20 protein-coding genes and 1 pseudogene are annotated in these 22,679 nt (G+C 63.4%); 15 read left to right on the top strand and 6 right to left on the bottom strand.

Going from position 1 to position 22,679, the window contains the following annotated elements; genetic code table 11:
- Positions 1-25: 25 nt before the first annotated feature.
- The 5 genes from C2U30_RS08830 to C2U30_RS08810 all read left to right on the top strand — a co-directional run bounded on the left by C2U30_RS08830 (position 26) and on the right by C2U30_RS08810 (position 5,995).
- Positions 26-847, top strand: coding sequence for an ABC transporter ATP-binding protein (locus tag C2U30_RS08830; RefSeq protein ID WP_010675449.1), 822 nt, complete (start codon positions 26-28; stop codon positions 845-847).
- 26 nt (positions 848-873) lie between these two features.
- Positions 874-3,456 (top strand): nitrite reductase large subunit NirB, encoded by a 2,583-nt coding sequence (gene nirB / locus C2U30_RS08825; RefSeq protein ID WP_103243639.1) that lies wholly within the window; start codon positions 874-876, stop codon positions 3,454-3,456.
- A gap of 47 nt (positions 3,457-3,503) precedes the next feature.
- Positions 3,504-3,857, top strand: coding sequence for a nitrite reductase small subunit NirD (gene nirD, locus C2U30_RS08820; RefSeq protein WP_049636597.1), 354 nt, complete (start codon positions 3,504-3,506; stop codon positions 3,855-3,857).
- 144 nt (positions 3,858-4,001) lie between these two features.
- Positions 4,002-5,093, top strand: a complete 1,092-nt coding sequence (locus tag C2U30_RS08815) for a PfkB family carbohydrate kinase (protein WP_042014421.1) — start codon at positions 4,002-4,004, stop codon at positions 5,091-5,093.
- Positions 5,087-5,995, top strand: coding sequence for a pseudouridine-5'-phosphate glycosidase (locus C2U30_RS08810; RefSeq protein ID WP_043154288.1), 909 nt, complete (start codon positions 5,087-5,089; stop codon positions 5,993-5,995). Before C2U30_RS08815 ends, C2U30_RS08810 begins: the two co-directional genes overlap by 7 nt.
- Before the next feature lie 158 nt (positions 5,996-6,153).
- Here the strand turns inward: C2U30_RS08810 and C2U30_RS08805 are convergent, their stop codons facing one another.
- A complete protein-coding gene (locus C2U30_RS08805) occupies positions 6,154-7,356 on the bottom strand; it encodes an ISL3-like element ISAeme19 family transposase (RefSeq protein WP_076611394.1) in 1,203 nt (400 codons plus the stop codon).
- A gap of 132 nt (positions 7,357-7,488) precedes the next feature.
- On the bottom strand, positions 7,489-8,214 hold the full coding sequence (locus C2U30_RS08800) for a carbonic anhydrase (RefSeq protein WP_103243638.1): 726 nt from the start codon (positions 8,212-8,214) through the stop codon (positions 7,489-7,491).
- Between the two features lie 642 nt (positions 8,215-8,856).
- On the opposite strand from C2U30_RS08800, the gene C2U30_RS08795 reads away from it, so the two are divergent.
- Positions 8,857-9,612 (top strand): DNA/RNA non-specific endonuclease, encoded by a 756-nt coding sequence (locus C2U30_RS08795; protein WP_103243637.1) that lies wholly within the window; start codon positions 8,857-8,859, stop codon positions 9,610-9,612.
- A gap of 181 nt (positions 9,613-9,793) precedes the next feature.
- Positions 9,794-10,141 (top strand): DUF2541 family protein, encoded by a 348-nt coding sequence (locus tag C2U30_RS08790; RefSeq protein ID WP_029314779.1) that lies wholly within the window; start codon positions 9,794-9,796, stop codon positions 10,139-10,141.
- 31 nt (positions 10,142-10,172) lie between these two features.
- On the opposite strand, the gene mog is transcribed toward C2U30_RS08790, so the two are convergent.
- Positions 10,173-10,703, bottom strand: a complete 531-nt coding sequence (mog, locus tag C2U30_RS08785) for a molybdopterin adenylyltransferase (RefSeq protein ID WP_039040332.1) — start codon at positions 10,701-10,703, stop codon at positions 10,173-10,175.
- 407 nt (positions 10,704-11,110) lie between these two features.
- On the opposite strand from mog, the gene C2U30_RS08780 reads away from it, so the two are divergent.
- From C2U30_RS08780 to proX, 7 genes are all read left to right on the top strand, one after another.
- On the top strand, positions 11,111-11,449 hold the full coding sequence (locus C2U30_RS08780; protein ID WP_010675440.1) for a DUF3135 domain-containing protein: 339 nt from the start codon (positions 11,111-11,113) through the stop codon (positions 11,447-11,449).
- A 232-nt stretch (positions 11,450-11,681) separates the two neighbouring features.
- Entirely contained in the window at positions 11,682-12,479 is a 798-nt protein-coding gene (locus C2U30_RS08775; protein WP_042014428.1) for a threonine/serine ThrE exporter family protein, read from the top strand.
- The gene (locus C2U30_RS08770) at positions 12,476-12,943 is read left to right on the top strand and encodes a threonine/serine exporter family protein (RefSeq protein WP_010675437.1); all 468 of its coding nucleotides are present in this window, start codon (positions 12,476-12,478) and stop codon (positions 12,941-12,943) included. Before C2U30_RS08775 ends, C2U30_RS08770 begins: the two co-directional genes overlap by 4 nt.
- A 23-nt stretch (positions 12,944-12,966) precedes the next feature.
- Positions 12,967-13,458, top strand: coding sequence for a type 3 dihydrofolate reductase (gene folA, locus C2U30_RS08765; RefSeq protein ID WP_043154283.1), 492 nt, complete (start codon positions 12,967-12,969; stop codon positions 13,456-13,458).
- 473 nt (positions 13,459-13,931) lie between these two features.
- Positions 13,932-15,128, top strand: a complete 1,197-nt coding sequence (gene proV, locus C2U30_RS08760; protein ID WP_043154281.1) for a glycine betaine/L-proline ABC transporter ATP-binding protein ProV — start codon at positions 13,932-13,934, stop codon at positions 15,126-15,128.
- Positions 15,125-16,273 carry a glycine betaine/L-proline ABC transporter permease ProW gene (gene proW, locus C2U30_RS08755; protein ID WP_103243636.1) on the top strand — a complete coding sequence of 383 codons (1,149 nt, stop codon included), beginning with the start codon at positions 15,125-15,127 and terminating at the stop codon, positions 16,271-16,273. The genes proV and proW overlap by 4 nt, the downstream gene beginning before the upstream one ends.
- On the top strand, positions 16,270-17,271 hold the full coding sequence (gene proX / locus C2U30_RS08750) for a glycine betaine/L-proline ABC transporter substrate-binding protein ProX (protein ID WP_043154276.1): 1,002 nt from the start codon (positions 16,270-16,272) through the stop codon (positions 17,269-17,271). The genes proW and proX overlap by 4 nt, the downstream gene beginning before the upstream one ends.
- 99 nt (positions 17,272-17,370) lie before the next feature.
- On the opposite strand, the gene C2U30_RS08745 is transcribed toward proX, so the two are convergent.
- The 3 genes from C2U30_RS08745 to C2U30_RS08735 are packed head-to-tail and all read right to left on the bottom strand — an operon-like array spanning position 17,371 to position 21,666.
- The gene (locus C2U30_RS08745; RefSeq protein WP_103243635.1) at positions 17,371-18,177 is read right to left on the bottom strand and encodes a phosphoadenylyl-sulfate reductase; all 807 of its coding nucleotides are present in this window, start codon (positions 18,175-18,177) and stop codon (positions 17,371-17,373) included.
- Entirely contained in the window at positions 18,167-19,879 is a 1,713-nt protein-coding gene (gene cysI / locus C2U30_RS08740) for an assimilatory sulfite reductase (NADPH) hemoprotein subunit (RefSeq protein ID WP_103243634.1), read from the bottom strand. Before cysI ends, C2U30_RS08745 begins: the two co-directional genes overlap by 11 nt.
- On the bottom strand, positions 19,879-21,666 hold the full coding sequence (locus tag C2U30_RS08735) for an assimilatory sulfite reductase (NADPH) flavoprotein subunit (RefSeq protein WP_103243633.1): 1,788 nt from the start codon (positions 21,664-21,666) through the stop codon (positions 19,879-19,881). Before C2U30_RS08735 ends, cysI begins: the two co-directional genes overlap by 1 nt.
- A 198-nt stretch (positions 21,667-21,864) precedes the next feature.
- Between C2U30_RS08735 and C2U30_RS08730 the strand changes: the two are divergent.
- Positions 21,865-22,678 (top strand): annotated as a pseudogene (locus C2U30_RS08730) (PhzF family phenazine biosynthesis protein).
- Position 22,679 lies beyond the last annotated feature (1 nt).

The raw sequence follows: 22,679 nt of genomic DNA, 5'->3' as shown, positions 1-22,679 counted from the left end.
TTCTATTCAGGCAGGAGAAGAGCCAATGAAGAGTTATCTGGAGATAAGCGACGTCGGCATCTCGTTCGAGACGGAGCAGGGCAGCTTCGAGGCCTTGAGCCGGGTCAACCTGCGCATCGAGAAGGGGGAGTTCGTCTCCCTCATCGGTCACTCGGGCTGCGGCAAGAGCACCGTCCTCAACCTGGTGGCCGGGCTGCTGGAGCCGACCCTGGGGGGCATCATTCTCGATGGTCGCGAGGTGGCAGGCCCGGGGCCCGAGCGGGCCATGGTGTTCCAGAATCACGCCCTGCTGCCCTGGCTCAGCGTCCAGCAGAACGTGGCGCTGGCGGTGGCCCAGGTGGAGTCTGACAAGCGGGCGGTGGCGGAGCGGGTGGACTACTACCTCTCCCTGGTGCAGATGGATCACGCCAGCCAGAAGATGCCCCACGAGCTGTCGGGGGGGATGAAGCAGCGGGTCGGCATCGCCCGGGCCCTGTCACTCTCCCCCAAGGTGTTGCTGATGGACGAGCCGTTCGGCGCCCTCGATGCCTTGACCCGGGCCCATTTGCAGGACGCGCTGATGGCGATCCAGGCGGAGCTTGGCAACACCGTCATCATGATCACCCACGACGTGGACGAGGCGGTGCTGCTCTCCGATCGCATCGTCATGATGACCAATGGCCCCAGCGCCACGGTCGGAGAGATCCTGACCGTCGACCTGCCAAGGCCCAGAGACAGGGTCGCCCTGGCGGACGATCCCCACTACCACAAGCTGCGCCAGCAGGTGCTGCGCTTCCTCTACGAGAAGCAGCGCAAGGTGACCCCCCTCAAGGCAGCCGGGCAGGTGCGCAGCAAGCTGCGCGCCTGAGCCCGCCGGATTCAAGGAAGAGAGACATGACTGACAAAGAACAACAGTGGTTGACAGGGGGCAGCATGGGCCTGCTCGGTCGCCAGAACAGTGGTTCCGCCGACACGGCCGACAAGCAACGGCTGCTGGTGGTGGGCAACGGCATGGTGGGTCACCACTTCGTCGAGCAGCTGGTGGCGGCGGGCGGCCTCGAGCGGTTCGACGTGACGGTGTTTGGCGCCGAGCCTGACGCCGCCTACGACAGGGTGCACCTCTCCGAGGTATTCGGCGGCAAGGCGCCCCAGGCCCTGCGCATGGCGGATCCTGCCTGGTATGAGGAGAGCGGCATTGCGCTGCGGCTGGGGGCCGAGGTGGAGGTGCTCGACCGGGCCACCCGCACCCTGACGCTGGCCAACGGCGAGCAGTTCCCTTACGACCGTCTGGTGCTGGCGACCGGCTCCGTGCCCTTCGTGCCCCCCATCCCCGGCCATCAGCGAGAGGGCTGCTTCGTCTATCGCACCCTGGGAGATCTTGCCGCCATCCGCGATGCCTGCGCCCAGGCCCGCAGCGGCGTGGTCATCGGTGGCGGCCTGCTGGGGCTGGAGGCGGCCAACGCCCTGCGCCTGCTCGGACTCAAGACCCAGGTGGTGGAGTTCGCCCCAAGGCTGATGCCGGTACAGCTCGACGAGAGCGGCGGCGCCGTGCTGCGCGACAAGATCCAGGCCCTCGGGGTCGAGGTGCTGGTGGAGAAAGCCACCGAGTGCATCGAGCAGGGGGAGCAGGCCCGTCATCGCCTGCGTTTCAAGGACGGCACTCACATTGAGACTGACGTGCTGCTGTTCTCGGCGGGGATCCGCCCCGCCGATACTCTGGCCCGGCAATCCGGGCTGGAGGTCGGGGAGCGCGGCGGCATCTGCATCGACGACGGCTGCCACAGTTCGGATTCCGCCATCCTCGCCATCGGCGAGTGCGCGCTCTGGCAGGGCCGCATCTTCGGCCTGGTGGCCCCCGGCTACCAGATGGCCCGGGCCGCCGTGGCCAGCCTGTGCGGCGGCGAGAGCCGCTTCACGGGGGCCGACATGTCCACCAAGCTCAAGCTGATGGGGGTGGACGTGGGCTCCATCGGCGATGCCCACGCCAGCACCGCCGGCGCCCAGGAGCTGCTGCTGCTGGACAGGGTCAACGGCATCTACAAGAAGCTGGTGACCGACGGCGAGGGCAATCGCCTGCTCGGCGCCATCCTGGTGGGGGACGGGGCCGATTACGAGCGGCTGCTGCAGTACTACCAGAACGGGGTGGCGCTGCCCCAGCCGCCGCTCTCCCTGCTGGTGGGGGAGGCAGGGACCGCTCCGGCACCCCTGGTGCTGCCGGACAGCGCCATCCTCTGCTCCTGCCACAACGTGAGCAAAGGGGACGTGGTGGCCGCCGTTCGGGCGGGCAATCACGAGCTCTCGGCGGTGAAGAGCTGCACCAAGGCCGGCACCGGCTGCGGCGGTTGCAGCAACCTGCTCAAGCAGGTGGTGGATCAGACCCTGGCGGACCTTGGCGTCGAGGCGGACAAGGGGTTGTGCGAGCACTTCGCCTACGGCCGTCAGGAGCTCTATCACCTGGCACGGGTGGGCGAGCTGAAGAGCTTCGAGGCGCTGCGGGACAAGCATGGCCAGGGGCTGGGGTGCGACATCTGCAAGCCGACGGTGGCCTCCATCCTGGCGTCCCTCTGGAACGAGCACGTGCTGGAGAAGCCGCACCGTGGCCTGCAGGATACCAACGACGCCTTCCTTGCGAACCTGCAAAAGGACGGCACCTATTCGGTGGTGCCGCGCATCCCGGGGGGGGAGATCACCCCGGAGGGGCTCATCACCATAGGGGAGGTGGCGCGCAAGTACGGCCTCTACACCAAGATCACCGGCGGCCAGCGCATCGATCTCTTCGGCGCCCGGGTCGACCAGCTGCCCGCCATCTGGGGCGAGCTGGTGGCGGCGGGCTTCGAGACCGGTCAGGCCTACGGCAAGTCGGTGCGCACCGTGAAGTCCTGCGTGGGCTCCACCTGGTGTCGTTACGGGGTGCAGGACTCCATGACCCTGACCCAGACCCTGGAGCACCGCTACAAGGGGCTGCGGGCGCCACACAAGCTGAAGTTTGCGGTCTCCGGCTGCACCCGGGAGTGCGCCGAGGCCCAGAGCAAGGACATCGGCGTCATCGCCACCGAGCGGGGCTGGAACCTCTATGTGTGTGGCAACGGCGGCATGCGGCCGCGCCACGCCGACCTGTTCGCCACGGATCTCGACGAGCAGACCCTGATCCGTTACATCGACCGGCTGCTGATGTTCTATGTGCGCACCGGGGACAGGCTGCAACGCACCTCGGTCTGGATGGAGAACATGGAAGGGGGGCTCGACTATCTCAGGTCGGTGATCATCGAGGACAGGCTCGGCATCGGTGCCGAGCTGGAGGCCATGATGGAGGGGATAGTCGGCACCTGGCAGTGCGAGTGGAAGAGCACATTGGCGGATCCGGACAAGCTCAAGCTGTTCGAGGCCTTCGTCAACCGGCCCGAGGACGAGACGCCGCCGCGCCGTGAGGAGCGGGGGCAATGGGTGCCGGATATCGCTGTCAAGGAGGTGGTATGAGCGGGGGCAACGGGTTGCACGCCCGCCATCAGTATCAAGGAGGTGGTATGAAGGATGACAAGGACGGTACACAGCTCTGCGGGCAGTGGCACCGGGTGTGCGAGCTGGCGGCGCTGCCGGAGCAGGCCGGGCGCAGCGCCTGGCTGGAGGGGCGGGTGCTGGCGCTGTTTCGCCTCGGGGAGCATGTCTATGCCCTGGACGGGGTGGACCCCCTGGCCGGCGTCGCCGTGCTGGGGCGTGGCCTGGTGGGGGATGCCGGTGGGGAGCCCGTGGTGGCCTCGCCGCTGTACAAGCAGCGCTACGCCCTGATGGACGGTCGCTGTCTGGACGATCCTGCCCTGAGCGTCGCCTGCTGGCCGGTGCGGCTGGAGGGGAGCGAGGTCTGGGTACAGCTGGGGTGAGTGGCCCATCTGAAAACCATGTTGTGATCGCCGGGCACTGCCCGGTGATTTTTTGTGCGCGACCCGACATTTCTTGTACGAGAGGATGGCGGGAAAACGTTTTTCGGAAATAATAGACAAACGTTTGCAACTGGATGTTTGTCTATGACGGAACGTGAGCAAGAGATCCTCGCCCTGCTGCGCCAGGATCCCATGATTGCCCAGCAGGAGCTGGCGGACAGGCTCGGCATCAGCCGTTCCGCGCTGGCGAGCCACATCTCCAGCCTGATGCGCCAGGGCTATGTGCAGGGGCGCGGCTATGTGCTGCGCGAAGGCCCCTACGCCGTGGTGATAGGCGGCGCCAACATGGATATCTGTGGCTGCAGCCACGACAACCTGCGCATCGGCGACTCCAACCCGGGCCGAGTACGCACCTCCGCCGGCGGGGTAGGGCGCAACATCGCCGAGAACCTGGCGCGCCTTGGCACCGACACCCGGCTACTGACCGCGGTGGGCAACGATCAGTACGGCCATCATCTTCTGGAGGTGAGCCAGCGCGCCGGGGTCGATGTGCGCCAGGTGCTGGTACTGGAGGGTCAGTCGACCTCCTGCTATCTCAGCCTGCACGATGGCAGCGGCGAGATGAGCTGCGCCGTCAACGACATGGGGATCATCGAGCAGCTCACCCCGGCCCGGCTCACCCCCCTGAGCGGTTTTCTCGGTGCGGCCCGGCTCTGGGTGCTCGACACCAACCTCGCCACCCACACCCTGGACTGGCTGTTCGAGCGCCAGGGGGAGCACATCATCTTCGTGGACACCGTGTCGGTGGCCAAGGTGGAGAAGATCCGCCCCTGGCTGCACCGCATCCACACCCTCAAACCCAATCGCACCGAGGCGGAGCAGCTGTGCGGCTTCACCATCGGCGGGCCCGACACCTGGCCCATGGCAGCGGCCTGGTTCCACCGCGCCGGGGTGCAGCGGCTCTTCCTGAGCCTCGGCGATCAGGGGATCTTCTATAGCGACGGGGCCTGCCAGGGCCATCTGCCCGTGCTCGGCAGCCCGGTCGTCAACGTGACCGGCGGCGGCGATGCCTTCATGGCAGGGCTGGCCCACGCCTGGTTGCAGGAGCAGGGCATCATGGAGACAACCCGGTTCGCCCTCGGTTGCGCCGCCCTCACCGTCAATTGTTCCGATACCGTCTTTTCTGGCCTATCCAAGGCCGCCGTTGAACGCATGCTGGAGGAGTACCCATGTTGAACGCTTACCTCGATATCCAACCTGAAGTTGCCGCCGCGCTGGCTGCCGGCAAGCCGGTGGTGGCCCTGGAGTCCACCATCATCTCCCACGGCATGCCCTATCCGCAGAACGTGGAGACGGCGCGCCAGGTCGAGCAGGTGGTGCGCGACAACGGCGCCGTGCCGGCCACCATCGCCATCATCGATGGCCGCCTCAAGGTGGGTCTGGATGCGGGGGCCCTGGAGGCGCTGGGCCGGGCCGGTCATGCCGCCACCAAGTGCAGCCGCCGCGACATCCCCTTCGTGCTGGCCAACAAGGGGCTGGGGGCGACCACGGTGGCCTCCACCATGATAGTGGCCGCCATGGCCGGGATCCGGGTGTTCGCCACCGGCGGCATCGGCGGCGTGCATCGCGGCGCCCAGGAGACCTTCGACATCTCCGCTGACCTGCAGGAATTTGCCCAGACCCCGGTGGCCGTGGTCTGCGCCGGCGCCAAGTCGATCCTCGACATCGGTCTGACCCTGGAGTACCTGGAGACTCAGGGGGTGCCGGTGATCGGCTACCAGACCGAGGAGCTGCCCGCCTTCTACACCCGGGAGAGCGGCTTCAAGGTGGATTACCGCCTGGAGAGCCCGGCGGCCATCGCCGAGGCGCTGCGTCTGAAGTGGGAGCTGGGGCTGGCCGGGGGCGCCGTGGTGGCCAACCCGATCCCGACCCAGTTTGCCATGCCCAAGGCCGACATCGACGCCGCCATTGCCCAGGCACTGCGTGAGGCGGACGAGCAGGGAGTGAAGGGCAAGGAGTCCACTCCCTTCCTGCTGGCCCGGGTGTGCGAGCTGACCGGTGGCAACTCCCTGGCAGCCAACATTCAGCTGGTGCTGAACAACGCCGCGCTGGGGGCGCGCATCGCTGCCAGCCTGTGATCGGTCGTCCGGGTGTGCGAGCTGACCGGTGGCAACTCCCTGACAGTTAATAGCCAGCGGGTGCTGAACAGCACTGCCCTGGGGGCAAAGATTGCCGCCAGCCTGTAAACACCTTTGCGAAAGATGCAAAAGAGGGCCAACAGGCCCTCTTTTTAGGTTCATCGCGGCTTTCCGGGGAAGGCCGCCTTGATTTTCAGAAAAAAGTATTCTGAGTCCCTAAATCCATATGCCATACGCTTTATCACTTTGATCTTGTTGTTCACCCCTTCCAGCACACTCGTGTGCATCGGGTAGTTTGCACTCGCCAGGATCCCCCGCATATATTTCGATAAATTTCGACCAAATCGTTGCAGCGGCGCTAGCCCGCTTTCCTTCACCTGCCGCATCCAGCTCCGCCATCGTCGCCATCCTTCCCACACGCTCGGCGCATACCAGATGCCCTTCAACCCCTCTTTCAGCACGTACACCATCGCCAGCGGTTGATTCGCCGCCAACAGCTCCTGCAACTTCACATCCTGTTTTTCACTCAACTTCGCCCGATTACGTAGCAGCAACCAACGCGCACTTTTGACCACTTTTCGCGCCGGTTTATCGCTTTTCAGTGCATTCGCCTGCTCCACTCGCACCCGGTCCACCACCTCTCGGCCATAGCGAGCCACCACGTGGAACAGGTCGTAGACCACCTCCGCCTGCGGGCAGTGTTGCTTCACCTCCAGGTCGAACGCCGTGTTCATGTCCATCGCCACCGCTTCAATCTGCTGGCATCGCTCGCCGAGCTGCTCGAAGAAGGGACGGATAGCGGCCCGGCTGTTGCCGTGCCCCACCCACAGGACGCGGGTTCGCTCGGCATCCATGATCACGGTGGCATAGCGGTGTCCCTTGTGCAGGGCAAACTCATCCATCACCAGCCGCCGCACCTCCCCAAGTTCGATGGTGCCCACACTGGTCTGCAAACGGCGCTTGTCGATCTCCTTGATGGTGTGCCAACCGACCCCGGTGAGCTGGCTGACATGGCGGATGGGGAGGTACTGAACGAGCGCTTCAATCCAGCACTGCATGCGCCGGGTGAGGCGGGAGCCAGAGGGGAGCCAGTCGATATGTTCACTGACGCGACCACAGCGCAGACAGTCGACGCGGCGAACAGGCAGTTGTAACCAGACTTGTCGGTCAAATAGGTCTCGCTCACGCACCCGGCGGATACGTTGGTCGTGGATCAATGGCGTGGGTTGCAGGCATCGGCGACAACGGGGCAACAGGTCGGCGCGAGGCTCAAGGGTAAACAGGGTGTGATGGTTGGCAGAAAGCGCTTGGGCGATGACGGTATAACCTGGCCAGAAGGAGGCAATATCAATATGATGCACGGCGACAGCAGGGTGATGGTGGTGGTGTGTTTGGAGACAGCCAGTTTACCAGCACCCTGTCTGTCAACTTCCACTTCCCCAAGATCCCGCGAAGAACCTCTTTTTATTGCGCGAATCGGTGAGATAACCCCCTTATTCCAGCACCAGTCGCCCGTTGAGAGGTTGGACGGGGCGGTTGTTGGGGTGGTGCATCACCGCCTTGAAGGCATCGATCTGGGCCTGGCTGGCCTGGACCGGCTCCTTCATCACCAGCCAGCGCACTCCTTCCGAGCAGGGTGGGGTGGTCAGGGACCCGCTGAAGCGGTAGTAGTCGTGCTGGGCGGGCAGCAGTTGCTCTGCCGAGATGGGTTCCTTGAAGGCATGGATCTCCCCCGCCTTGGCTGGCAGCACCTGCCAGGCCTGGCTCAGTGCCCCATTGGCCTGGCCCGGCTCGAACATCACGGCGACCACCGCCAGCTCCCCCTTGTCATTGGCATGGACCAGGTGACCCTCCAGGGGGTAGGACCTGCCTTCGATGAGGTTTTCGCTGGGGGCGTGGAAGTGGAACTGCTTGAGCTCGAAGTGCATGCCGTCGAGCTCAAGGGTGCTGCCGGGGGCATAGTTGACCTGCACCGTGTGGCCGTTGTGGACCAGCGTCTTGCCACCCGCCTGATAGTGGAACTGCAGGGGGGCCAGATCGGCCTTCACCAGACCTGAGAGGTTGACCGGCGACTGGTTGCTGCCGGCACACTGGCCATATTCCGGGGTCAGGCTGGCCCATTTCGCCGGGCCGGCCTCGCCGCTGTATTCCCAGTGTGTGGTGGCGGCAAAGGCGGCAGGGCAGAGCAGCAGGGCGCCAGCCAGCAGGGACTTTTTCATCATGCATCCTTATCCTGATTGAAAAGCACGGCCATTCCTGGCCTTCCGGCAGGAAGGCCAGGAATGGCATCGTTGGAAACGCAGGGTACGCGGTGCCAGACCGGATTAATTGTTATGAAAGGTCTGTCGTCATCGTTATTTGAAGCGTGGCATGAGGCGGCGTCATGATGTATTCCGGCAACGGGGCATGCTTATTCATGAAGGAGAAATCCTGCGGGCATTTTCGCAATGAACGGCCCCCTTTCATGGCGCCCCAAATAGATGACGGGCTGATTCTAGAGGGCTTTTCATGGCTTCGTTTGATCTCGAGCAAACAAGCGCGGACTAATTATCGGGCTTGAGGATCCCTTATTTCGTTGGGTTTTTTCGATATTCCCTGACCCGGCCAGGGGCGTGCGTGGCGGGAGCCGGGCGCTGCGCTGACAGAGTGCCTCGGTGTTGACCCCTTATCTCTCTGATAGTGCTGGAGAAATTCCCCCCTCAGCACAGTGACGGCGGGATGACAATCCCCCGGTTGGCGGCGCCTTGTTTGCGGTTTTGCCGTCCTCTTCACATTTCCGGATTGCTCGCTATTTGTGCGATTGCCTTACTCATCCGACCTGGTGTCAAATCACTCCGCCTAACATAAGGAGTGGCATAATAATGAATAATATCAATAAATTAGTTCTGGCTATCGGATTCACTCTCACCACTTTCCCGAGCCTGGCGGCGGGATTCCAGTGCGGGGAGCACGTCACCCTGGGGGTACCCGGTCAATCCAGTCAGCTGTTGTGCCGGGAGGGCTATGCCGCCGGGTACAACTACGACACCAAGGTCTCTGACTGGGTCTCTTACCGGATGACGGCGACCAGCGCCCAGGGTCAGGTGCCGCGCAAGGATGCCTTCGCCGAGGACAAGGAGGTGCCGGTGCAGTTTCGCGCCACCCTGTCGGACTACAAGGGCTCGGGCTATGACCGCGGCCACCAGGCGCCGGCGGCGGACATGCGCTCCACCGCCAACACCATGAAGCAGAGCTTCCTGCTGACCAACATGACCCCGCAACTGCCGGCGCTCAACCAGGGGGCCTGGCGCATCCTGGAGGAGAAGACCCGGCAGTGGGCCATCACCTACAAGAGCGTGCAGGTGATCACCGGCCCCATCTTCACCCACTCCGATGGCGCCATCGGCAACGGCGTGACCGTGCCCCACGCCTACTACCGGGTGGTGATGGATCTGGCGGGCAAGCGGGCCATCGCCTTCATTCTGCCGCAAGAGAACGTCTCGGCCAGTCGGCTGGCGGACTATGTGGTGACGGTGGATGAGGTGGAGGAGCAGACCGGGCTCGACTTCTTCACCGAGCTGCCGGATGAGCAGGAAGAGGCCATGGAGTCGCGGCTGTCGGCCATGTGGGGCGGTTAGCGCGTCCGGCAGGGGTAACGGGCCTCCTGCCATTGTCATGGCCCCTGGTACAGGGCCAGTACAGCTTGGGTCTGGCATCGGGTCCTTATCATGACTCCTTTTTTCAGGAGGCATCATGTCAGCGCTGTTTTCCCTTCACTCCTCGTCCACTCTTGCCCGCGCGTTGCGCATCTGCGTACCCATGGCGTTGCTGGGGGCTGCTGTTCCCCCCGCCATGGCCGACGAGGATATCCGCTTGGGGCAGACCATTCTGCTCGGGGTCGGCGATCATCCCGCCATCATTCCCATGCTCGCCTGCCGGCCGACCAAATCCATCATGGTCAAGGCAGGGCGGGAGTTGACCCTGGAGCGGGTCAAGGTGTTCTACGGCAACGATCGCAGCAAGACCCTCTATTTCGACAAGGTGTTGAGAGAGGATCAGGAGTCGGGGTGGCAATCCCTCGGCAGCCGACTCTGCATCAAGCGCATCGAGGTGTACGGCAATTCGGAAGGGAGCAGGGCGGGGGTCAAGGTGTACGGGCGCAAATGAGCAAAGGGCGGGGGAAATCCCCGCCCAGTGCTTATTTCTTCGGGCGGAACGGTTTGATGATGGCCTCGTCGCACTCGAGATAGGGCCCTTCCATCAGGTCGATGCAGTAGGGGATGGCGGGGAAGACCGCATCCAGGCACTCGCGGATCGATTTGGGCTTGCCCGGCAGGTTGACGATGAGCGAGCTGCCGCGCAGGCCGGCGGTCTGGCGCGACAGGATGGCGGTCGGCACGAACTTGAGGGACTCGGCCCGCATCAGCTCGCCAAAGCCCGGCATCATGCGATCGCACACCGCCTCGGTGGCCTCCGGGGTCACATCCCGCCTGGCCGGCCCGGTGCCCCCCGTGGTAACGACAAGGCAGCACTGCTCCTCGTCGACCAGCCGAACCAGGGTCGCCTCAATCTGATCCTGCTCGTCGGGGATCACCTGATAGACGGGCTCCCATTCCGAGGTCAGGTAGGCGTTCAGGGTGTCGATGATGGCCTTGCCGGAGAGATCTTCGTAGATGCCTGCACTGGCGCGATCGCTGACGGTGACGATACCGATTCTTGCCTTGCTCATGGTCTGCCCTTGGTTGCCGCAATAAAGTGGTAAATAAAATAACATAATCAGTGAGATATGTTAAACCGCCGGATGGGACAAGGGGAGGGCGTCGAGCTTGGGGGAGAGTCGAATGAAAAACAATTTTGAGGAAAGTCCCTTAATAAGGCATAAGGCCGAGAAAAATGGCGCTGAAATTTTATAAAAAAACTGACGCAGGCCGGATTCGGTTAATTTCATGAATCATAAGGAATAAATGATTTTTTCCGCCAACGATGCGCAATCCGTGCCAAAAACCGGACTCCTGTGGCTCGGCGGTGAATGGCCCAAAATCGCCACCATCCTATATAACCTTCCCTAGGGACAGTGAAATAGTGATGTGCCCGGCGTCGTTCCATTCCATGGGCGAGGTCCGGCCAGGAGGGTATATGGAGCTGCCTGATTTCGATACCCTGAAGTACTGGGCGCTGGCCGAGCCGGAGCGACTCGACGCGCTGCTGCACCAGCAGATAGAGACCTTGATCGCCCAGGTGGGGCCAGAGCGGCAACGTCGGTTGCGAGGTCTGCAATTTCGCATCGACTGCCAGCGCCGCCTGGCAAGAAACAACCTCGACAGCTGCATCCGGATAGCCAACATGATGCATGACTCCGTCTACGCCATGCGCCAGCACATTCTGGATCTGCAGAACGAATCTTGTCAGGAAATGGCAGAGCCCCCGCTGCCGGATAATGTGATAGCGTTTTCCAGTTATCTGAAACGGAAATAATTCACGGCCCTGTTCAAGATATAAAAAAACAGGGTATTTATTAATTTGTTTCACCCCTTCTCAAACAAGTTGTTAAGCAAGTTGGGTAAATTGTTTTTTATTTGCTGCAAATGTTCCCCGGGCGGCTGAATAATAGTGACCAGTGCCCGCAGTCCGATAGAGATGGATGAAGGTGTATTTATTTTGGGGTAATATCCAGACACATTTCATCTTGCTATGACTCAAAGGGATCATGAGAAGCATCACACCAGGAAGGGTGCTGTCGCGAGAGCAGCAGACGGAGATCACCCGGATCATCGTCAAGGCGGGCCAGATGCTGGCCCAGTTTGGGGCGGAGAGCCGCATCATCGAGCAGACCACGGTCCGGCTCGGCATGGCGCTCGGGCTGGAGAGCGTCGAGATGGCCATCTCTTCCAGCGCCATCGTCCTCACCAGTCTCTACCAGGGCAGTTGCGTCACCACCACCCGCCGGGTACGGGAGCACGGCATCAACATGCAGGTGGTGTGCGAGATCCAGCGCATCTGCATCATGACGGAAAAGTCGCTTATCGGCGCGCGCGAGGTACGTCAGCGCCTCGAGGCCATCACGCCGTTCCACTATCACCCCTGGCTGGTGGTGCCCATGGTGGGGCTCTCCTGCGGTGCCTTCAGCCTGCTGTTTGGCGGTGACTGGCCCATCTTCCTGGTGACCTGCTGCTCGGCCTCGGTCGCCATGCGGGTGCGCCAGCTCATTGCCCGCCATCACCACAGCCCCCTCATCAACTTTGCCGCCACCGGGTTTATCGCCACCCTGCTCGCTTCCAGCGCCACCTTCTTCGGCTGGGGCGAACAACCCTATCTCGCCATGGCCGCCAGCGTGTTGCTGCTGGTGCCGGGGTTCCCGCTCATCAATGCGGTCTCCGACATGGTGAAGGGTTACTTCAACATGGGGCTGGCCCGCTGGGGCACGGCGACACTGCTGACCATCAGCGCAGCCATAGGGATCATTCTCGCCATGTCGGTGACCGGTATCTGGGGGTGGAAGGTATGATGGAACTGCTCTGGCTGCTGGCCAAGGATGCCTTCTGGTCGGCCATTCCGGCGGTGGGCTTTGCCATGCTGTTCAACGTGCCGCCACGGATGTTGAAATACTGCGCCATGGGGGGCGCGTTGGCCCACAGCCTGCGTACCCTGCTCATCCACTACGGCATGCCCATCGAGTGGGCCACCCTGGCAGCGGCGACCACGGTCGGCTTTGTCTGTGTCTACTGGTCGCGCCGCCTGCTGGCACCACGCCCGGTGTTCAGCGTCGCCTCCATCATCCCCATGATCCCGGGCAGCTACGCGTTCAAGACCATGATCGCCATCGTCGAGCTCAATATCTCCGGGGTGACCATGGAGCTGCTTCAGAGCGCGGTGGAGAACGGCCTCAAGGCGCTCTTTATCGTGGGGGCCCTGAGTTTCGGTTTGGCGATCCCCTCTCTGGTCGTGTACCGTAACCGCCCCATTATCTGACGACGGTGCGAGAGGTTGACCCCATGATGATTTCCATGATTGCCGCCATGGCCCACGATCGGGTGATAGGGCTGGACAACCAGATGCCTTGGCACCTGCCGGCGGATCTGGCCCACTTCAAGCGGGTCACTCTGGGCAAGCCGGTGCTGATGGGGCGCAAGACCTTTGAATCCATCGGACGACCGCTGCCCGGGCGCCGCAATCTGGTGATCAGCCGCAACCCCGACTACCGGGCCGACGGCGTGGAGGTTATCGACTCGGTGGAGGCCGCACTGGCCCTGCTGGCGGATAGTGACGTCGCGGAGCTGATGGTGATCGGGGGCGGTCATCTCTACGGCCAGCTGCTGCCACGGGCCGACAGGCTCTATCTGACCCGCATCGATCTGGCGGTGGAAGGGGATACCCGCTTCCCGGCCTTCGATGAGAACGACTGGTCGTGCATCGAGCGCGAGTCCCATCAGCCTGACGAGAAGAACCCCCATCCCTACTGTTTCGAGACCTGGCAGCGGCGCTGAGCCCTCTGATGCCATGAAGAGCCCCTTGCGACAGCCGGGGGCTTTTTTGTGCCCTGTTACTGCAAAGAGAAGGGGGCTGAACCGGCATGGTTGAAGGTGCCTGAAGCAATATCCGGAATGCGTGACATTAAAATGATTAGTTATGTAATGAATAAGCCATTCATCGCCCCGATGGGCGCCGTCGTCCCCGCCCTCTCTTTTCGCCTGCTGCTAACGCCCTTTAATCATTAATAAAATGTGCTGCAAGTGCATCGCTACTGTGGCGACCCTGTCTGTTATAGGCGTTTTTATCGTGATTTAATGGATTTTTATGAATAAAAATAACCAATAAAAATCAATTACTTAAATTTAACCTTTCCAGGGTGGCTTCAATTGGTTCTTTTATTTGGGTGTATAATTGCTTAGTGTTAAAAGTAATTGGCTCACGTTCGACGGTTTGCCAGGCAAGGCGTCGGCCAAGAAAAAAGGACAATATGACAGTCAAACTCGAGGTCAAATCCCTCTACAAAATCTTCGGCGATCAGCCGGATAAAGCGTTCAAATTGCTGGCGAAAGGGCATGATCGCGCCAGTATCCTGAAAAAGACCGGACAGACCCTGGGGGTCCAGGATGTCAATCTGTCCATCAACGAAGGGGAGATCTTCGTGGTGATGGGCCTCTCCGGTTCGGGCAAGTCCACCCTGGTGCGTCTCTTCAACCGGCTGATCGAGCCGACCCGCGGCCAGGTGCTGATCGATGGCGAGGACATCGCCGCCATCTCGGAGCGCGAGCTGCGCCGGGTGCGCCGCAAGAAGATCAGCATGGTATTCCAGTCTTTCGCCCTGATGCCGCACCTGAGTGTGCTGGAAAATACCGCCTTCGGGCTGGAGCTGGCCGGTGTACCGCTGGCGGAGCGCCAGCAGAGCGCCCGTCAGGCGCTCCATCAGGTGGGGCTGGGGCAGTGGATAGAGGCTTATCCGGATGCCCTCTCCGGCGGCATGAAGCAGCGGGTCGGGCTGGCCCGGGCCCTTGCCAATGACCCCGACATTCTGCTGATGGACGAAGCTTTCTCCGCGCTGGATCCCCTGATCCGCACCGAGATGCAGGACGAGCTGCTCAAGCTGCAGGCCAGTCAGCAGCGCACCATCGTCTTCATCTCCCACGATCTGGACGAGGCGATGCGCATCGGCGATCGCATCGCCATCATGCAGGATGGCCAGCTGGTGCAGGTGGGCACCCCGGACGAGATCCTCAACCAGCCCGCCAACGACTATGTGCGCGCCTTCTTTCGCGGGGTGGATCTGGCCCATGTGTTCAGCGCCCGCGACGTGGCCAGCCGCAAGCAGGTGCCCCTCATCAAGAAGCACACCACCGACGGGCCGGGCAACGCCCTGCGCCAGCTCAAGGAGCTTGAGCGGGAGTTCGGGTACGTGGTGGATCGCAGCCGCCGCTTCCTCGGGGTCGTCTCGGTGGAGTCGCTCGGTCAGGCGGTAAGGGCCAAAGGCAGCCTGGAGCAGGCGTTGCTGGCGGACATTCAGCCCATTCTGGCGGACACCGCCCTCAATGAACTGATAAGCCAGGTGGCGGCCGCTCCCTGTCAGGTGCCCGTGGTCGAGGAGGATGGCACTTACCTCGGCCTCATCTCCAAGGCCAATCTGCTCAACACCCTGGACAGGAGTACCCCGGCATGAAGCTGATGAATCCCCATTTCTTGCTGAGCGGGCTGCTGGCCCTGGTGCTGCTGGCGAGCCCTTCCCTGCGGGCCGATGAGGTGGCGGCAGACCCCTGGAGCGCGCCTGCGTCCACCGAGGTGTCCGATCCCTGGGGCAGTACCGACACCCAGGCCACCGACTGGCAGAACCAGATCGAAGCCGCCGACACCACAACCGCCATCGACTGGCTGGATCCTTTCCAGCAGGCGCTGGTGCCGCTGGATACCTGGGTGGAAGGGGGCATCGGCTGGCTGGTGGAGAACCTGCGGCCGCTGTTCCAGCTGATCCGCGCACCGGTGGAGCTGACCCTGAACGCCATGACCCATCTGCTGCAGACGGTGCCCTCCACCCTGATGATGGGGCTCCTGGCCCTGCTTGCCTGGCAACTGGTGAACGGCCGCATGGCGCTCGGCACGCTCGCGTCTCTTGTGGGGATCGGGCTCATCGGGGCCTGGTCCGATGCCATGGTGACCCTGTCCCTGGTGCTGACCTCGCTGTTCTTCTGTGTGCTGCTGGGGTTGCCCACCGGCATCCTGCTGGCCCGCAGCGAGCGGCTCTCCACCTGGACCCGGCCGCTGCTGGATGCCATGCAGACCACCCCGGCGTTCGTCTACCTCATCCCCATCGTGATGCTGTTTGGCATCGGCAACGTGCCCGGGGTGGTGGTGACCGTCATCTTCGCCCTGCCGCCCATGATCCGGCTCACCATGCTGGGCATTCGCCAGGTGCCCACGGATCTGGTGGAGGCGGCCCACTCGTTCGGTGCCAGCCCCTCCCAGTTGCTGTTCAAGGTACAGCTGCCGCTCGCCATGCCCACCATCATGGCCGGGGTCAACCAGACCCTGATGCTGGCGCTCTCCATGGTGGTGATCGCCTCCATGATCGCGGTGGGGGGCCTCGGCCAGATGGTGCTGCGCGGCATCGGCCGGCTCGACATGGGGCTCGCCTCCATCGGCGGCCTCGGCATTGTACTGCTGGCCATCGTGCTCGACCGCCTCACCCAGGCGATGGGGCAACCGGATCGCACCCGTACCGGCCGCTGGTATCAGCACGGCCCCGCCGCCCTGCTGCTGCGCCTGGCCGGTCGTGACAAGAAAATCGATTACAAAGGAGTAAATGCATGAGACCGATCACCAAAGGATTGACCCTGGGCACATTGCTGCTGAGTACCCAACTGCTGAGCCCGCTCGCCATGGCCAGCGCCGAGTTGCCGGGGGAGGGGGTTCGCGTTCAGCCCCTGCAGAGCTCCTTGCCGGAAGAGGCCTTCCAGAGCCTGCTGGTGAGCAAGCTGATGGCGCGTCTGGGTTACGATGTCCAGCCCGCCCAGGAGGTGGACTACAACGTGGCTTATGCCTCGGTGGCCCAGGGAGACGGCACCTTCCTCGCGTTCAACTGGGTGCCGCTGCAGGACAACAAGTACGAGCAGGCGGGGGGCGACAAGGTGTTCTTCCGTGAGGGCACCTATGTGGCCGGTGCCGCCCAGGGGTACCTCATCGACAAGAAGACCGCGACCCAATACGGCATCACCAACCTGGGCCAGCTCAAGGATCCCGAGGTGGCGGCGCTGTTTGACGGGGATGGCGACGGCAAGGCCGACCTCATTGGTTGCAACCCCGGCTGGGGCTGCGAGGGGGCGATCAACCATCACCTCGACGCCTTTGGTCTGACCCCCACGGTGGCCCACAAGCAGGGCAACTACGCGGCGCTGATCGCCGATACCCTGGCTCGCTACCAGGCCGGCAAGCCGGTGCTCTATTACACCTGGACCCCCTACTGGCTCAGCAGCGAACTGGTGCCGGGCAAGGATGTGGTGTGGCTGGAAGTCCCCGCCGATGCCCCGGATGCGGCCAAGACCCGTTTGCCGAACGGCAAGAACTACGGCTTTGCGGTGAACACCATGCACATTGTTGCCAACAAGCGGTTTGCCGAAGCCAATCCGGCCGCCGCCAAGCTCTTCTCCATCGTCAAGCTGCCGCTGAATGACATCAACGTGCAGAACGGCCTGATGAACAAGGGGCAGAACAAGCCGGCGGACGTGGAACGTCATGCCGATGCCTGGCTCAAGGGCCACGAGGCGCTGGTGAACGACTGGCTGAATCAGGCGCGCGCCGCCGCCATGTAATGAGGGGTGGAACGTCGCCCTTTTGCGCAAAGAAAAACGCCCGGCAGTTGCCGGGCGTTTTTTTGTGGGCGGGGCGCAGCACATGGCCGGACCGGGGGATCAGATGCCGGAGCCGTCGCTCTCGCCACCTTCCTCATGCAGGCCACACTCGCGCTTGAGGCCGAAGAAGCGGGTCTGCTCCTCGCTCATGCCGGGCTCCCACTTGGCGGTGGTGTGCACGTCGCCGACCGAGAGGTAACCCTGCTCCCACAAGGGGTGGTAGGGGAGGTCGAACTCCTTGAAGTAGTAGAAGACGTCCTTGTTGCTCCAGTCGATCACCGGCAGGAACTTGAAGCGACCGCGCTGGATGGCCAGCACCGGCAGCTTGCCCCGGCTGCCGGACTGCTCACGGCGCAGGCCCGAGAACCAGGTGCGGGCACCCAGCTCGTTCAGGGCGCGGTCCATGGGCTCCACCTTGTTGAGCTGGTTGTAACGGGTGATCCCCTCCACCCCCTGCTCCCACAGGAGGCCGAAGCGGGCCTCCTGCCAGGCCGGGCTGAGTTCGGCCCGGTAGATCTTGAGGTTGAGCGCGAGACGCTCGGTCAGCTCGTCGATGAAACGGTAGGTCTCGGGGAAGAGATAACCGGTGTCGGTCAGCACCACGGGCACGTCGGCCCGCTCGCGGCTCACCAGGTGCAGCATGAGCGCCGCCTGGATACCGAAACTCGACGACAGCACATGCTCCCCCGGCAGGTTGGTCAGGGCCCAGCGCACCCGCTCGGGGGCGCTCATGGCGTCCAGCTCCCGGTTGAGGGGGGCCAGCACCTCGACCTGCTCCTCCCGGCCCAGGGCCAGGAGGGCGTCGAGGTCGAGCCGGCCGTCGGCGGTGCGCGCCAGCCGGGCTGTATCAGTCTGTTCAGGCTGCATAGAAGTCCCTCGCGGAGTCGATAACCGGGGCGATGATGCCGGCGCGAATGACAAAATCGCCGAAGCACTCGTCCGGGTTGCGTTCGCTCGCCCAGCGGCCGATCAGGGCGTCCAGTTCGGCCAGGATCTGCGGCTCGGTGATGTTCTCCAGGTGCAGGCGCGGGATGCGGGTCCCCTCGAGGTTGCCCCCCAGGTGCAGGTTGTAGCGACCCGGCGCCTTGCCCACCAGACCCACTTCCGCCAGCATGGCGCGGCCGCAGCCGTTGGGGCAGCCGGTGACCCGGAAGATGATGGCGTCATCCGCCAGGCCGTGCTTGGCCAGCAGCCCCTCGATGTCGGTGACGAAGGCAGGCAGCATGCGCTCGGCCTCGGCCATTGCTAGGGGGCAGGTGGGCAGGGCCACACAGGCCATGGACTGCTTGCGCTGCTCGCTCACGCCGTCATCCAGCAGACCGTACTGGCGCGCCAGCGCCTCGATGCGGGCCTTCTCGCCGGCAGGCACGCCCGCGATGATGAGGTTCTGGTTGGCGGTGAGGCGGAAGTCCCCCTGATGCACCTTGGCGATCTCCAGCATGCCGGTCTTGAGGGGCTTGCCCGGGAAGTCAAGCAGGCGGCCGTTCTCGATAAACAGGGTCAGGTGGTGCTTGCCGTCGATCCCCTCCACCCAGCCGAAGCGATCGCCACGACTGGTGAATTCATAGGGGTGAACCGGCCCGAACTGGATGCCGGCGCGGTTCTCCACCTCGGCCTTGAAGGCCTCGACCCCCACCCGTTCAAGGGTGTACTTGGTCTTGGCGTTCTTGCGGTTGACCCGGTTGCCCCAGTCGCGCTGGGTGCTGACCACGGCGGCCGCCACCTCCAGCACGTGGGAGAGCGGAATGAAGCCAAAGTCGCTCGCCTTGCGCGGGTAGGTGGTGGTGTCGCCGTGGGTCATGGCCAGACCGCCCCCCACCAGCACGTTGAAGCCTACCAGCTTGCCGCCATCTGCGATGGCCACGAAGTTGAGATCGTTGGCGTGGATGTCCACATCGTTGTGGGGCGGGATCACCACGGTTGTCTTGAATTTGCGCGGCAGGTAGTTGGAGCCCAGGATCGGCTCCTCGTCACCCCCCAGCTTCTCGCCATCCAGCCAGATCTCCACGTAGGCGCGGGTCTTGGGCAGCAGGTGCTCGGAGATCTTCTTGGCCCACTCGTAGGCCTCCTGGTGCAACTCGGACTCCACCGGGTTGCTGGTGCAGAGCACGTTGCGGTTCACGTCCCCCGCGGTGGCGATGGAGTCGATACCGGTGCTGTTGAGGGTCTGGTGCATCAGCTTGATGTCGCGCTTCAGTACCCCGTGGAACTGGAAGGTCTGGCGGGTGGTCAGGCGGATGCTGCCGTACATGCTGTGTTCTTCGGCGAACTTGTCGATCACCTGCCACTGGGCCGGGGTGATGATGCCGCCGGGCAGGCGGGCGCGCAGCATGACGTTGTGCAGGGGCTCCAGCTTCTGGGCGGCGCGCTCCGGGCGGATGTCGCGGTCATCCTGCTGATACATGCCGTGGAAGCGGATCAGCTGGAAGTTGTCGCCGTTGAAGCCGCCGGTGAGCGGGTCCTGCAGATCTTCGGCGATGGTGCCGCGCAGGAAGTTGCTCTCGCGCTTGAGGCGTTCGTTGTCAGCCAGCGGCCCTTCGACCGGTCCCGGAATAAGTTGTTTGCTCATCAATAGACATCCCTTTGATAACGTTTGGCACGACGCAATTCGCTCAGATACTCTTCTGCTTCCTCACGGCTCTTGTGGCCGTGTTCCGCAATCACTTCCAGCAGGGCTTCCTGCACATCCTTCGCCATGTGGTTGGCGTCGCCACACACATAGAAGTGAGCGCCTGCTTCCAGCCACTGGTAGAGCTCAAGCCCTGCCTCGCGCAGACGGTCCTGCACATAAATCTTGTTGGCCTGATCCCGGCTGAAGGCCAGGGAGATCTTGGACAGCAGGCCCGATTTCACATAACGCTGCCACTCCACCTGATAGAGGAAGTCCTGGGTGAAGTGGGGGTTGCCGAAGAAGAGCCAGTTCTTGCCCTCTGCCCCCTGTGCTTCCCGCTCCTGCAGGAAGGCGCGGAACGGGGCAATGCCGGTGCCCGGCCCCACCATGATGACGGGGGTGTCGGGATTGGCGGGCAGTCGGAAGTTGTCGTTGTGCTCCACGAACACCCGGACCTCGGCATCTTCCGGCAGACGGTCCGCCAGATAGGAGGAGGCGCCGCCGCTTCGCACTGTGCCATCTTCTTGGCGGTAGCGCACCACGCCGACGGTCAGGTGCACCTCTTCTTCCACCTCGCTCTGGGCGGAGGCGATGGAGTAGAGGCGGGGAGTGAGGGGGCGCAGCAGTGCGATCAGTTGATCGGCACTCAAGGAAGCCGGGAAGCGTTTCAGTACGTCCACCACTTGAGCAGAGGCGACCAGGGCGTTGACCTGGGCCTTGTCACCGGCCAGATCTTTGAGCGCCGCGTTGTCCGTGATCTCGGCGAGGCCCGTGATCAGGCCCCCGTGCAGTCGGGTCAGCTCGTAGTGACGGGTCAGCGCCTCGCGCAGGCTGCCATGGGGGGTGGCCTCGTCACCGGTGAGACCGGTCAGGGCCAGCACTTCCCCCACGAGATCGGCGTCGTTGTCGAACCAGATGCCGAGCGCATCCCCCGGTTGATAGGTGATGCCGGACTCTTCCAGGTTGATCTCGATGTGACGGATGTCCTTGGTGGAGTCGCGGCCGGTGATCTTCTGGTTCACCGAGAGTCTGGCGGGGAAGGGGTTCTCCTTGTTGTACTGGTTGTGGCCGACGGCGGCCTGCACCGAGCCCGCCACGCTGGCAGTCGCGGCGCCGGCAGAGAGGGTGGCGGCGACCGCCGCAACGGCCTGCTCGCCCCAGGCCTTGGCGGCATCCTGATAATCCACATCGAGGCTAGCTAGCTCATGGATGCGCTCGGCCCCTGCCTTGGCGAGAAAGGCATCGAAATCCTTGCCGGTCTGGCAGAAGAACTCATAGGAGCTGTCACCCAGCCCCAGCACGGCAAACTTGAGCCCTTCCAGCTTGCCGACCTTGCCCTTCTTGAGCTGCTCGAACAGATCGACGGCGCTCTCGGGGGGCTCCCCCTCCCCGTAAGTGCTCACTACCACCAGCAGGTGGCTCTCTTTCTTGAGCTGCTTGGGTTTGTAGTCTGCCATGGAGGTGAGGGTCACCGGCAGGCCGCGGGCCTCGGCCTGGGCCTTGATGGCGCTGGCCACGCCCTTGGCATTCCCGGTCTGGGAGCCGTAGAGAATGGTCAGGCTGCCGCCGGGTGCCGCGACTTCTGCGCCTGCGCTCGCCACGGGCTGGACGCCCGCCTGAGAGAGGCCGTAGAGATAACCGCTGACCCAGGCCAGTTGCTGGGTATTGAGGGTGGTGAGAACTTGGTTGAGCTGGCGCTGCTGTTCGTCAGAGAGCGGGCTCAGGGTGGGGGCTGTCAATGGCATCACACATGTCTTCCATGGTCTGATTTTTGGTCAGGGTAAGGGGTGAAATGAATAACAACAAAGAATAAAAATATCTTCTTTATGCGATTTATGAATTTATAAAGCCAAAATCCATCTCAGCCCCGGGGCGCCCGTGATATAAAAATGGCCTTGCCGAGCCCCCTGTCCCGGGGATCTCTCATGCCTCAAGGAGCAACCATGTCCCGTCTCTATCATGTCAACGCCTTCAGCCATCACCCCTTCGGAGGCAACCCCGCCGTGGTGGTGCTGGGGGAAGCGCGGCCCGACGCCGAGCTGCAGGCCATGGCAGCGGAGTTCAACCTCTCTGAGAGCGCCTTTCTGACCCAACTGGGAGAGGGGCATTACGGGTTGCGCTGGTTCACCCCGCAAGTGGAGGTGGACTTGTGCGGCCATGGTACCCTGGCGGCGGCCCATGTGCTGTGGCAGACGGGGGAGGTGTCAGGGGAGCTCCCCATCCGCTTCGTGACCCGCAGCGGTGAGTTGGTGGCCCGGCGGGAAGGGGGAGTGGATCTGGCTCGATTTTCCGCGCATTGCCCTGGCGCCCCTCGAGCTGGACCCTGCCTATGGGACGGCTCTTGGCTGCCAGCCGCTGCGCACACTGGCGGCCGGGGCCAAGTTCCTGCTTGAACTCGGTAGCGAGGAGGCGGTCCGCGCGCTCACCCCCGATTTTCACGCCCTGCGGGCGCTGCCGGGCCGGGGGATCATGGTGACGGCGCTATCGAGCCGGGGAGAGGACGACTTCGTCTCCCGCTATTTCGCCCCCTGGGTCGGGGTGGACGAGGATCCGGTGACCGGCTCCAACCACTGCGCCCTGGTGCCCTTCTGGGCCGAGCGGTTCGGCAAACGGCAATTGCGGGCACGCCAGGTCTCGGCCCGAGGCGGGGATCTCAGGCTGGAATTGCAGGAGGAGCGGGTGCTGATGGCGGGCCGGGCTCTGACCCTGTGGCAGGGGGAGTGGCTGCTGCCCCCTGTCGCACCAGCGGACCGATGAC

Origin of the sequence: Aeromonas sp. ASNIH5, assembly GCF_002902865.1 — a bacterium.
Taxonomy (GTDB): domain Bacteria; phylum Pseudomonadota; class Gammaproteobacteria; order Enterobacterales; family Aeromonadaceae; genus Aeromonas; species Aeromonas caviae.
This window is presented reverse-complemented; position numbering and strand designations above follow the sequence as displayed.

Bases quoted from the DNA above. Each gene is read 5' to 3' on its own strand.
- cysI (WP_103243634.1), bottom strand. From the start codon at position 19,879: ATGAGCAAACAACTTATTCCGGGACCGGTCGAAGGGCCGCTGGCTGAC.
- C2U30_RS08775 (WP_042014428.1), top strand. From the start codon at position 11,682: ATGAGAAGCATCACACCAGGAAGGGTGCTGTCGCGAGAGCAGCAGACG.
- C2U30_RS08815 (WP_042014421.1), top strand. From the start codon at position 4,002: ATGACGGAACGTGAGCAAGAGATCCTCGCCCTGCTGCGCCAGGATCCC.
- proW (WP_103243636.1), top strand. From the start codon at position 15,125: ATGAAGCTGATGAATCCCCATTTCTTGCTGAGCGGGCTGCTGGCCCTG.
- C2U30_RS08780 (WP_010675440.1), top strand. From the start codon at position 11,111: ATGGAGCTGCCTGATTTCGATACCCTGAAGTACTGGGCGCTGGCCGAG.
- C2U30_RS08800 (WP_103243638.1), bottom strand. From the start codon at position 8,214: ATGAAAAAGTCCCTGCTGGCTGGCGCCCTGCTGCTCTGCCCTGCCGCC.
- C2U30_RS08810 (WP_043154288.1), top strand. From the start codon at position 5,087: ATGTTGAACGCTTACCTCGATATCCAACCTGAAGTTGCCGCCGCGCTG.
- C2U30_RS08745 (WP_103243635.1), bottom strand. From the start codon at position 18,177: ATGCAGCCTGAACAGACTGATACAGCCCGGCTGGCGCGCACCGCCGAC.
- folA (WP_043154283.1), top strand. From the start codon at position 12,967: ATGATGATTTCCATGATTGCCGCCATGGCCCACGATCGGGTGATAGGG.
- C2U30_RS08830 (WP_010675449.1), top strand. From the start codon at position 26: ATGAAGAGTTATCTGGAGATAAGCGACGTCGGCATCTCGTTCGAGACG.
- C2U30_RS08770 (WP_010675437.1), top strand. From the start codon at position 12,476: ATGATGGAACTGCTCTGGCTGCTGGCCAAGGATGCCTTCTGGTCGGCC.
- C2U30_RS08795 (WP_103243637.1), top strand. From the start codon at position 8,857: ATGAATAATATCAATAAATTAGTTCTGGCTATCGGATTCACTCTCACC.
- mog (WP_039040332.1), bottom strand. From the start codon at position 10,703: ATGAGCAAGGCAAGAATCGGTATCGTCACCGTCAGCGATCGCGCCAGT.
- nirB (WP_103243639.1), top strand. From the start codon at position 874: ATGACTGACAAAGAACAACAGTGGTTGACAGGGGGCAGCATGGGCCTG.
- C2U30_RS08735 (WP_103243633.1), bottom strand. From the start codon at position 21,666: ATGCCATTGACAGCCCCCACCCTGAGCCCGCTCTCTGACGAACAGCAG.
- proX (WP_043154276.1), top strand. From the start codon at position 16,270: ATGAGACCGATCACCAAAGGATTGACCCTGGGCACATTGCTGCTGAGT.
- nirD (WP_049636597.1), top strand. From the start codon at position 3,504: ATGAAGGATGACAAGGACGGTACACAGCTCTGCGGGCAGTGGCACCGG.
- C2U30_RS08790 (WP_029314779.1), top strand. From the start codon at position 9,794: ATGGCGTTGCTGGGGGCTGCTGTTCCCCCCGCCATGGCCGACGAGGAT.
- proV (WP_043154281.1), top strand. From the start codon at position 13,932: ATGACAGTCAAACTCGAGGTCAAATCCCTCTACAAAATCTTCGGCGAT.